The 10,205-nt window shown below is 40.1% G+C and carries 11 protein-coding genes and 2 pseudogenes; 9 read left to right on the top strand and 4 right to left on the bottom strand.

The window, feature by feature from the left end:
- Nucleotides 1-96: pseudogene (locus M5121_RS15130) on the bottom strand (IS5/IS1182 family transposase); the annotation flags it as partial.
- Nucleotides 97-246: 150 nt separating this feature from the next.
- Between M5121_RS15130 and M5121_RS15125 the strand changes: the two are divergent.
- From M5121_RS15125 to M5121_RS15110, 4 genes are all read left to right on the top strand, one after another.
- Nucleotides 247-522, top strand: coding sequence for a metal/formaldehyde-sensitive transcriptional repressor (locus M5121_RS15125; RefSeq protein ID WP_004799251.1), 276 nt, complete (start codon nt 247-249; stop codon nt 520-522).
- Between the two features lie 21 nt (nt 523-543).
- A complete protein-coding gene (locus M5121_RS15120; RefSeq protein WP_004682263.1) occupies nt 544-1,656 on the top strand; it encodes an S-(hydroxymethyl)glutathione dehydrogenase/class III alcohol dehydrogenase in 1,113 nt (370 codons plus the stop codon).
- 228 nt (nt 1,657-1,884) lie between these two features.
- Complete coding sequence (gene fghA, locus M5121_RS15115; protein ID WP_249571632.1) at nt 1,885-2,715, top strand: S-formylglutathione hydrolase; 831 nt, start codon at nt 1,885-1,887, stop codon at nt 2,713-2,715.
- A 240-nt stretch (nt 2,716-2,955) separates the two neighbouring features.
- Nucleotides 2,956-3,258: a putative quinol monooxygenase gene (locus M5121_RS15110; RefSeq protein WP_249571631.1), complete on the top strand. Its 303-nt coding sequence runs from the start codon at nt 2,956-2,958 to the stop codon at nt 3,256-3,258.
- 84 nt (nt 3,259-3,342) lie between these two features.
- On the opposite strand, the pseudogene M5121_RS15105 reads toward M5121_RS15110, so the two are convergent.
- Nucleotides 3,343-3,677: pseudogene (locus M5121_RS15105) on the bottom strand (IS3 family transposase); the annotation flags it as partial.
- 182 nt (nt 3,678-3,859) lie between these two features.
- Here M5121_RS15105 and M5121_RS15100 point away from each other — a divergent pair.
- The 3 genes from M5121_RS15100 (at nt 3,860) to M5121_RS15090 (ending at nt 7,106) form a co-directional block, all read left to right on the top strand.
- Nucleotides 3,860-5,017: an iron-containing alcohol dehydrogenase gene (locus tag M5121_RS15100; protein ID WP_249571630.1), complete on the top strand. Its 1,158-nt coding sequence runs from the start codon at nt 3,860-3,862 to the stop codon at nt 5,015-5,017.
- An 85-nt stretch (nt 5,018-5,102) separates the two neighbouring features.
- The gene (locus M5121_RS15095) at nt 5,103-5,780 is read left to right on the top strand and encodes a type 1 glutamine amidotransferase domain-containing protein (protein WP_000697980.1); all 678 of its coding nucleotides are present in this window, start codon (nt 5,103-5,105) and stop codon (nt 5,778-5,780) included.
- 198 nt (nt 5,781-5,978) lie between these two features.
- A complete protein-coding gene (locus M5121_RS15090) occupies nt 5,979-7,106 on the top strand; it encodes an alkene reductase (RefSeq protein ID WP_249571629.1) in 1,128 nt (375 codons plus the stop codon).
- Nucleotides 7,107-7,189: 83 nt separating this feature from the next.
- On the opposite strand, the gene M5121_RS15085 is transcribed toward M5121_RS15090, so the two are convergent.
- Entirely contained in the window at nt 7,190-7,420 is a 231-nt protein-coding gene (locus M5121_RS15085; protein ID WP_249571628.1) for a hypothetical protein, read from the bottom strand.
- Nucleotides 7,421-7,531: 111 nt separating this feature from the next.
- Complete coding sequence (locus M5121_RS15080) at nt 7,532-8,140, bottom strand: TetR/AcrR family transcriptional regulator (protein ID WP_005160552.1); 609 nt, start codon at nt 8,138-8,140, stop codon at nt 7,532-7,534.
- 143 nt (nt 8,141-8,283) lie between these two features.
- Between M5121_RS15080 and curA the strand changes: the two genes are divergently transcribed.
- A complete protein-coding gene (gene curA / locus M5121_RS15075) occupies nt 8,284-9,303 on the top strand; it encodes an NADPH-dependent curcumin/dihydrocurcumin reductase (RefSeq protein WP_249571627.1) in 1,020 nt (339 codons plus the stop codon).
- 16 nt (nt 9,304-9,319) lie between these two features.
- Entirely contained in the window at nt 9,320-9,958 is a 639-nt protein-coding gene (locus M5121_RS15070) for a glutathione S-transferase family protein (protein ID WP_249571626.1), read from the top strand.
- Nucleotides 9,959-10,205: the final 247 nt, after the last annotated feature.

Genomic DNA, 10,205 nt, shown 5'->3' with positions numbered 1-10,205 from the left:
ATCAAACCAAATGGCAATATTTCCGCGACTCATGAGTGCTCGGTTATATGCGGGCCAATTGGTTGTGCGGTAGATTTTGTGTGTAGGCTTCTTCATTTGAAAATTATATCGCTGAAAAACCCTTTACAGATAGGTTTGTGCAACAAAGCCGAAACACTACCTAAATTTTTTAAGGTTTATAAAAAATATTGCTTTTTTTATACTATGGGGTAGTATAGTATTAATTCTAGCAAATAAGGAGGTCTGATGCCTAATCAGGTTGAAGACAAAAAAAAGATTCTTCTACGCGTCAGAAAGATCAAAGGTCAGACGCAAGCGATTGAAAAAGCGTTAGAAGACAATGTTGAATGTGTTGCAATTCTGCAACAAATTTGTTCTGTGCGTGGTGCTATTAATGGTTTGATGAATGAAATGTTGGAGGTTCATTTAAAGGACACATTAGTATCAGGTGAAACCACAGAACAACAACGAAAAGAAGAATTGGCTGAAATCGCCAAGATTCTAAAATCATATTTAAAATAGATCTGTATAAGGAATTATTCCATGAAGTCACGTGCTGCCGTTGCGTTTGGTCCTGGTCAACCTCTTCAAATTGTTGAAGTTGATGTTGCACCACCGAAGAAAGGTGAAGTATTAATCAAGATCTCCCATACCGGTGTGTGTCATACAGACGCATTTACTTTATCTGGCGATGATCCTGAAGGTGTTTTTCCGGCTATTCTCGGGCATGAAGGTGCTGGTGTCGTAGTTGAGGTTGGTGAAGGCGTGACTAGCGTCAAACCAGGTGATCATGTTATTCCACTTTACACTGCTGAATGTGGCGAGTGCTTATTCTGTAAATCTGGAAAATCGAACTTGTGTATTTCCGTTCGCGAAACTCAAGGTAGAGGCGTAATGCCAGATGGTACCACTCGTTTTTCCTACAATGGTCAACCGATTTACCACTATATGGGCTGCTCAACGTTCAGTGAATACACGGTAGTGGCAGAAGTATCATTGGCTAAAATCAATCCTGAAGCCAATCACGAACATGTTTGCTTATTGGGTTGTGGTGTAACCACGGGTATCGGTGCAGTACACAACACGGCTAAAGTACAAGAAGGTGATAGTGTTGCGGTCTTTGGTTTAGGTGGTATTGGTTTGGCAGTCGTACAAGCCGCACGTCAAGCTAAAGCAGGGCGTATTATTGTGGTTGACATGAATCCAGATAAATTTGCGCTGGCAAAAGAGTTTGGTGCAACGGACTTCTTGAACCCTAAAGATTACGATAAACCAATCCAGCAAGTCATTGTCGAAATGACTGGCTGGGGTGTAGATCATTCATTTGAATGTATTGGCAACGTGAATGTAATGCGTGCAGCCCTTGAAAGTGCACACCGTGGCTGGGGACAATCCGTAATTATTGGTGTAGCTGGCGCAGGTCAGGAAATCTCTACCCGTCCATTCCAGCTTGTTACTGGTCGTAAATGGCTAGGTTCTGCCTTTGGTGGCGTAAAAGGTCGTACGCAACTTCCAGGAATGGTTGAAGATGCCATGAAAGGTAAAATTCAATTAGAACCATTTGTGACGCATACGATGGGCTTGGATCAGATCAATGAAGCCTTTGATCTAATGCATGAAGGTAAGTCAATTCGTACTGTAATTCATTACGAATAATTCCGTCAGACCTTATAGTTCTCCATGCATGTGCATCATGAATGACATGCATGGAATCCTCTAAAACGGCACATTATCTGTAAAACCGATCTATCTGTGTAGGCATCGTGTATAGGTTCAATAAACCTGCCTACATTTTAAATCTTTATCACTATTCTCTGTGGAGAATGTCAGACTCTTTGTTTACTCGATTTCTCATGAAGTCTTGCTCAACATAGGTAATTGATTATGGAAATAATTGAGAAACATGCTTCTTTTGGTGGATCGCAAGAAGTGTATCGCCATCAGTCAATAGCATTAAATTGTTCAATGAAATTCTCAATATATCTGCCACCTCATGACAAAGATGAGCGGTTGCCAGTTTTATATTGGTTATCAGGACTGACTTGCAACGAACAGAACTTTATTACTAAAGCCGGAGCACAAAAGTATGCGGCTGAACATAAAGTCATTATTGTTGCACCAGATACCAGCCCACGTGGAGAGGATGTACCAGATCATGAAGATTATGATTTAGGCCAAGGCGCAGGATTCTATGTAAATGCAACACAAGCACCCTGGTCACAGCATTTCAAAATGTATGATTATATTGTGGAAGAACTCAGAAATCTGATTGATCTGAATTTTCCGACCAATCAAGTCCAAAGTATTATGGGTCATAGCATGGGTGGTCATGGTGCATTAGTCATTGGGTTAAAAAATCCTGAGCTGTATAAAAGTATTTCTGCTTTTGCACCGATTGTTGCACCTAGCCAAGTACCTTGGGGGAAAAAGGCTTTCACACACTACCTAGGTGAAACCGAAACTTTATGGAAAAGCTATGATGCGATTGAATTAATCAAAAACGCTGAAGTTCATTTACCTATTTTAGTCGATCAGGGAACAGCTGATGATTTTCTTGAAGAACAGTTAAGGCCTAAGCTTCTTAGTGATATTTGTTTGGAACAAGAATATCCTCTTACACTTAACCTAAGAGAAGGCTATGACCATAGCTATTACTTCATTGCGAGCTTTATAGAGAAACATATAGAGTTTCACAGCAAATTCCTAGCTAAATAACTTTCATAGTTATAAGGATGTACAATGTTGTTCTTGAATGCTTCTTGAGCAATATTTTTTGATTCAAATGTTAATGATATTAACTTGAATAAATTCATAGCATTATGCCGAAATAAAAACCTGGATTTTGGCTCAGCTATGGGAATTGTTTTTAACCGTTGTACAACAAAACTTTCTGACATGCATACATTAGCAATGTCAGAATCAGTTTGAATTCTAATCAATAGTGGAGTTTTAGTCATGCTTAAAACAGCTGTATATGTCCGTCTTGAAGCTAAACCAGGTAAAGAAGACGAAGTGGAAGCTTTCCTTAAAGGCGGTTTACCTATTGTAATGGAAGAACCTGCGACAGTTGCGTGGTTTGGCCTACGTCTTGGACCTACAACATTTGGTATTTTTGATGCATTTCCTGATGAGGCGGGTCGCCAAGCACATTTATCTGGCAAGGTTGCAGCTGCTTTGATGGCTCAGGCCGATGATCTATTTTCAGAGCCACCGTCTATTGAGAAAGTAGATGTTTTGGCGAGTAAACTACCAGGTTAAACTGACGCTTAAATGTATGAGGGTGCTGCCTGAAATTTTGAATGAAAGGCAGCACTTCAACCCTGTGAGGTTTGTCAGAGGCTTTTATTCAAGTTGGGCTACTTTATTTATTGGCTTAATCTCATCATTTAAATGGGTCAATATCCAAAACAGGGCAGGGTAAATAAACGAATGCAACTATTTACATGCTTTATATTGAACCAATCTATCTAATTTACTGTCGCATTTGTATATCTGCTAAACCGTGCCAATCTGCTTTTAAAATATTTAATCATTGCTATTTTGTATGAGCCATTCACTGTTTCAGCCAATGCGTTCACGACCATGTCAATAGTCATACGTGTTGATACCTTCCATCCAACAATCGCTCGTGAAAATAAATCAATAATCAAAGTGGTATAGAACAAGCCTGAATGTGTTTAACCATCACTCAAGTCGGCAAGCTAAAATAATTTTAAAAAAATAGACGACTGGTCTATTTTTATGTATAGTTAGCACATGGTGCAGTCAAAAGCCGCAGTGTTGTCCAATTTTTTAAAGTTTATTTGATGAATAACGGTGGTTTTTCAAATCAATTAGTTGATCATCCTAGGATAAAAATATGCTGAATTTTAACTTTTATAATCCGACCCGCATTATTTTTGGTGGCGATACAATAGCTAAAATCAATGACTATGTGCCTACAGATGCAAAAGTATTAATGTTGTTTGGTGGTGAAAGTGCGCGTAAGAATGGTACTTTAGCTGAGGTGCGTGAAGCATTAGGCGCAAGAGAAATTCATGAATTTGGCGGAATTGAGCCGAATCCGAGTTATGAAACCCTCATGAAAGCTGTAGAGCTGATTCGTGAACAAAAGATAGATTTCTTGATGGCTGTCGGTGGTGGATCGGTAATTGATGGTACTAAATTTATTGCAGCAGCAGTCAATTATACAGGGGATGCATGGGAAATTTTAGAAACCCATGGTACTAAAATTACTCAAGCTTTGCCTTTTGCGAGTGTACTCACCCTTCCGGCAACTGGTTCAGAAATGAATAGCGGTGGGGTAGTCACCAGAAAATCGACCCAAGCCAAATTGTCATTTAGCAGCCCCTATGTTTTTCCGCAATTTTCCGTACTGGATCCGAATAAAACTTTTAGCTTGCCGACGCGCCAGTTAGCAAATGGCGTGGTCGATGCATTTGTTCATGTCATGGAACAGTACTTAACTTACCCTGTGAATGCACAAGTACAAGATCGCTTTGCCGAAGGTCTATTGCAAACTCTGATAGAGATTGGACCGAAAATCTTGGAAGATTCAGCAGATTATGATACGCGTGCGAATTTGATGTGGGCTGCTAGCATGGCACTGAATGGGCTAATTGGAGCTGGTGTACCACAAGATTGGTCAACCCATTTGATTGGGCATGAGCTCACGGCTTTACATGGTATTGATCATGCTCGTACCTTGGCTATTGTGTTGCCGGCCAATCTACAAGTACGTCGTCAAGAGAAGCGAGAAAAATTACTACAGTATGCAGCTCGAGTCTGGCAGATTGTCGAAGGTGATGAAGAACAACGTATTGATACTGCTATTGCTCGTACTCGAGCCTTCTTTGAGCAACTTGGATTGCCGACCCGTCTTAGCGATTATGGACTGGGGGAGACAGATATTGAGATCATCATTACGCAACTTAAATCGCACAATCTTACACAGCTAGGCGAACATAAAAATGTTTCATTAGAGATCAGTCGTGAAATTCTCGAGGCGAGCATCTAAATAAACGTATCTGTCATGGTCACGATACACGACAAGTGATCATGCAACAATGCTCCTCATTCCTGAAAAATATCGGAGAAATAACATGAAAATTTTAATCGTTTTAACCTCACATGATCAACTTGGTAATACCGGTAAGAAAACAGGTTTCTGGCTAGAAGAACTTGCTGCACCGTATTACACCTTTATTGACTCTGGTGCTGAAGTTACGCTGGCATCGCCTCAAGGTGGGCAGCCACCACTAGATCCGAAAAGTAATTTAGCAGAGGCACAAACTGAAACCACTCATCGTTTTGAAGCTGATCCAACTGCAATGCAAGCATTGGCACAGACGCATAAACTTAGCGAAATCTCTGTAGCTGATTATGATGCAGTGTTTTATCCAGGCGGGCATGGCCCATTGTGGGATTTAGCAGAAGATCCGATTTCAATTTCTCTGATTGAACAGGCGATTCAGTCTGGCAAACCTGTTGCAGCAGTCTGTCATGCTCCAGGTGTTCTTCGTCATGTGAAAGCGAGTAACGGAGCGCCTTTAGTGAGCGGTAAATCTGTGACGGGTTTTACTAATACTGAAGAAGAGGCGGTAGGTTTGACTGAAATTGTACCATTTTTAGTTGAAGACATGCTTAAAGAAAACGGTGGTCATTATTCTAAAGTAGATGATTGGCAAGTACATGTTCAAGTAGATGGCTTGCTGGTTACTGGACAAAATCCAGCTTCTTCTGCTGCAACTGCCTCAGCATTACTTCAATTGTTGAAATAAAGAGTAGCGAGTGCCTGTTGTGGTGCTTAGTAGTGAATAAACTTCTGACTCTGAGCAACTGGCTCAATAAGCAAAATAACCCTCACTTAATGGTGAGGGGCCTGAGTGAATAGCTTTCCTTCCTTTATTTTTCTATATACAGGAAGGATGGGTATTTAATGTAGATCAATTAAGTCATGATGACTTGGATACAGTGAAATGAAAGACAGTAAACTTTTTCAAAACTTAAGCTTAGGCCCTTATGTTTTGCAAAACCGTATTGTATTGCCACCATTAACGCGGTCGCGCAGTACGCAGCCAGGGAATATTCCAAATGAACTGATGGCAACCTATTATCAACAGCGTGCCGGGGCAGGATTTATGGTCACCGAAGGTACGCAAATCGAGCCACGTGGTCAAGGCTATGCTTGGACTCCCGGTATTTACAGCCCTGAACAGATTGCTGGATGGCGTAAAGTGACGGAAGCAGTGCATGCTAAAGGAGGCATTATTTTTGCACAACTTTGGCATGTTGGGCGTGTTTCACATACATCTTTGCAACCCGATCATGCATCACCGGTCGCGCCTTCGGCTATTAAGGCTGATAGTAATGTTAAAGTCTTTATTGAGACCGGGCCCAATGCAGGGGCCTTGGCTGATCCTTCAATGCCACGTGCTTTAAGCAATGCAGAAGTTAAAGAATTAGTGCAACTCTATGCTCAAGCAGCACGCAATGCCTTGGCTGCTGGTTTTGATGGGGTTGAAATTCATTGTGCAAATGGTTATTTGGTGAATCAATTTATCTCTGCACATAGTAACCACCGTGATGATGAATATGGTGGATCACTAAATAATCGTTTGCGTTTTTTACGTGAAGTAGTAGAGGCAGTTGCTGAAGTGGTTGGTGCAGATCGTTTAGGAGTGCGTTTTGCCCCGCTATTTGAAAGTACAGAGGAAGATCGTGTTTACATAGGGTTGGTTGAAGATGATCCACATGTGACTTATATTGAAGCCATAAAAATACTTGAAGAAGTTGGGATTGCCTATTTATCTATTGCAGAAGCTGATTGGGATAATGCACCAGAACTTCCTCATGATTTTCGTAAAGATGTCAGAGACACTTTCACTGGTCGGATTATATATGCAGGTCGATATACGGCAGAAAGAGGTACTCGAATTTTAGAGGCAGGTCTGGCCGATTTAATTGCATTTGGACGCCCATTTATTGCGAATCCAGATTTACCCGATCGCATCGCCAATGACTGGCCATTGAATGCAGTAGATGCAAGCACTATGTATGGTGGGACGGAAAAAGGCTATATTGATTATCCAGCTTACGCAGATTAATATTGACTTAATGAATTATTTTGCCAACCTTTGTGGTTGGCATAATAACGACTTGGGATTGCTGTTGCCAGCACAAATTCTTCTTAAAACAAGTTCTTAAAATTTTTTATCTGGGTAATGAGCCAACCTGCCAATGGGAAAGAAATCAGTTGCGTTACTGGCACTAATACTATGACTTCAATCAACACCATCATCGGGAAACTTTGATGCTCAGTAATTGGCTTTAATAAAGTGAGTACCAGTAATAGTGTGGGATATAAGCCTAAATATCCGACTAAAATACGAGTCATGAGGACTTTAGGAGGAGAATTCATTGTGCGCTATACTCATGGATTGTAAATTGATCTAATAGCAACACATTAATAAATAATCATTGGATTGCTATCATGAATGATTAATTTTGTAGTTGATATTCAATTCAATTTTTATGAATCTTCACTTTTTAAAAGAAATTTAGTTGCTCTCAGAGCTTGATGTAATGGTGTTTTATCTTTTTGCAACTTACTCAGTAATGCTGCACCTAACCACATTTGGTAAAGTACTTGTGCCAACGTCGAGGCCTCAGTATCTGCTTGGATAGACTGATCCTGTTTACCCAAATCAATTAAACCAGCAATACGTTGGATTACATCATCAACGCCAGCGGACATAATCGAGCGCATATCTTCAGATAGATCGGCAACTTCTGCGGCAAGTTTCACAATTAAACAGCTATCCGCCCAACCACACTGTGTTTCAGGATCTTCTATCCATAAATTAAAATACTCAATCAGCTTTTGATAAGGGGATTTATCACTACGCCATACATCATTTAAACGGACTTGGTAATTGTCTACATAATGCTGTACCAATTCACATCCGAAAGCTTCCTTAGATTGGAAATAATGATAAAACGAGCCTTTAGGGATTTCACAGCTCTGTAAAATTTCCTGTAATCCTACGCCAGTAAAACCTTTATGCAAAATCAGGTCTGAACTGGTGTTAAGAATGTGTAAGCGCTTCGCTTCAGACTTTTTAATAGGAGTAGGCTTCATATTAATTATTTACTCTATTATAAAAAATAGACCAGTCGTATTGTTTTTTATTATAACTCATCTACAATGGATGTAAAGAAATTTTAATCATAATTTTTGATTGTGAATAGAAATACTTCTAAATAAAACATGGAGTTATATGTGTGAAAACAGTTATTAATCAACGCATCATTTTAGCTAAACGGCCAGTGGGTGAGCCAAAACACAGCGATTTTCGTATTGAACAAGTTGAGCTCAATGAACTTAAACAAGGCGAGATATTGTTAAAAACCATTTACTTGTCACTCGATCCTTATATGCGTGGTCGCATGAGTGATGCTCCTTCATATGCAGCACCGGTTGAAATTGGCGAAGTGATGGTCGGTGGAACAGTCAGTCAAGTGGTGGCCTCTAAAAACCCAAAATTTAAAGAAGGCGAGTGGGTTCTTTCCGGAAATGGCTGGCAGGGCTACGCAATTTCTAATGGGACTGCATGTCAAAGCTTAGGTATGCAACCTGAACATCCATCTTGGGCATTGGGTATTTTGGGAATGCCAGGATTTACTGCTTATATGGGGCTGTTGGACATTGGTCAGCCTAAAGCCGGTGAAACTTTAGTCGTTGCAGCTGCAACGGGACCTGTGGGTGCTACGGTTGGACAGATTGGCAAAATTAAAGGTTGTCGCGTGGTTGGGGTCGCAGGTGGGCCTGAAAAATGCCGTTATGCAGTAGAAGAACACGGCTTCGATGCTTGTATCAATCATCATGATGAAAATTTTGCAGAACAATTACAACAAGCAGCTCCCAACGGTATTGATATTTATTATGAGAATGTGGGGGGTAAAGTGTTTGATGCGGTATGGCCATTGCTTAACTCTGCGGCACGTGTACCGGTGTGTGGTGTGGTTTCCCAGTATAACGCTACCGAGCAAGCACAAGGCCCAGACCGTTTACCGGGCTTTATTTCCACCCTTTTAAAAAAGCGCATTCGCATGCAAGGCTTTATTATTTTTGATGATTATGGCAGTCAGTATCCGGAATTCTATCAGCAAATGTCTGAATGGTTGAAAGACGGAAAAATCAAATATAAAGAGCATATGGTGCAAGGTTTAGATAACACGATCAATGCTTTCAATGGTATGTTGAAAGGCGAAAACTTTGGCAAAGTGGTTGTAAAAATTTAAAAAAATAGGAATTATCATGATCACACTACATCATTTAGATCAATCACGTTCTTTTCGCATTTTGTGGTTACTTGAAGAAATCAAGCAGCCCTATGAGCTGAAACGCTATTATCGTGACTCAAGCACGCATTTGGCCCCTGAATCTTTAAAAACCATCCATCCTTTAGGGAAATCTCCAGTATTGGAATGGGATGGCAAAGTTATTGCAGAGTCAGGCGCAATCGTTGAATTATTAATTCAGAAACTTGCGCCGTATTTAGCACCAGATATGGATGAACCTACCTATGTCGATTATCTACAGTGGATTCATTTCTCAGAAAGCTCTGCCATGCTGCCATTTTTGTTAAAAACGTTTAATGCGATTGAAACCAAGCAGGGTACGAAGTTGGTATTTCTAGAAAATTATACTCAAGTTGAGTTCAATAAAGTATTTAGTTATTTAAATGAATATTTAAAAGATAAAGAATTTCTAGTGGCAGACCGTTTAACCGGTGCTGACTTTATGATGGGCTTTGGACTACATGCTTTAGTTTATCATATGGGACAAGGTGAAAATTATCCGCATATCCAACGTTATGTAGCAGGTTTAAGCCAACTACCTAGCTGGCAAGCTGCAGTACAAATTGAACAAAATGGTGTGAAAAGTCAAAAATAGCAAGATTGTTTTTTTTAAGGCAATTGAGAAAAAGAATCATGATTGACAAGTACATCTGGTTATAAAATAAGCTGACACTTATTTTAAGTAAACGCCTAATGAATTTCATCGGGCGTTCTCTGTTTTAAAGATAAGGAATTACCATTATTTAAGACAAGTTTCGCCTGATGTGTGCTGAATTAGCAGGAGACTTTCACTTGGGAGATTCTAGGCAGCTAACCGATAAAAGTCTTCTGCCATTTGATTT

This window comes from Acinetobacter sp. ANC5681, from assembly GCF_023488045.1.
Lineage (GTDB): Bacteria > Pseudomonadota > Gammaproteobacteria > Pseudomonadales > Moraxellaceae > Acinetobacter.
This window is presented reverse-complemented; position numbering and strand designations above follow the sequence as displayed.

Coding starts and splice junctions, on each gene's coding strand:
- M5121_RS15110 (WP_249571631.1), top strand. CDS start 2,956: ATGCTTAAAACAGCTGTATATGTCCGTCTTGAAGCTAAACCAGGTAAA.
- M5121_RS15100 (WP_249571630.1), top strand. CDS start 3,860: ATGCTGAATTTTAACTTTTATAATCCGACCCGCATTATTTTTGGTGGC.
- fghA (WP_249571632.1), top strand. CDS start 1,885: ATGGAAATAATTGAGAAACATGCTTCTTTTGGTGGATCGCAAGAAGTG.
- M5121_RS15085 (WP_249571628.1), bottom strand. CDS start 7,420: ATGAATTCTCCTCCTAAAGTCCTCATGACTCGTATTTTAGTCGGATAT.
- M5121_RS15120 (WP_004682263.1), top strand. CDS start 544: ATGAAGTCACGTGCTGCCGTTGCGTTTGGTCCTGGTCAACCTCTTCAA.
- M5121_RS15095 (WP_000697980.1), top strand. CDS start 5,103: ATGAAAATTTTAATCGTTTTAACCTCACATGATCAACTTGGTAATACC.
- M5121_RS15070 (WP_249571626.1), top strand. CDS start 9,320: ATGATCACACTACATCATTTAGATCAATCACGTTCTTTTCGCATTTTG.
- M5121_RS15090 (WP_249571629.1), top strand. CDS start 5,979: ATGAAAGACAGTAAACTTTTTCAAAACTTAAGCTTAGGCCCTTATGTT.
- M5121_RS15125 (WP_004799251.1), top strand. CDS start 247: ATGCCTAATCAGGTTGAAGACAAAAAAAAGATTCTTCTACGCGTCAGA.
- M5121_RS15080 (WP_005160552.1), bottom strand. CDS start 8,140: ATGAAGCCTACTCCTATTAAAAAGTCTGAAGCGAAGCGCTTACACATT.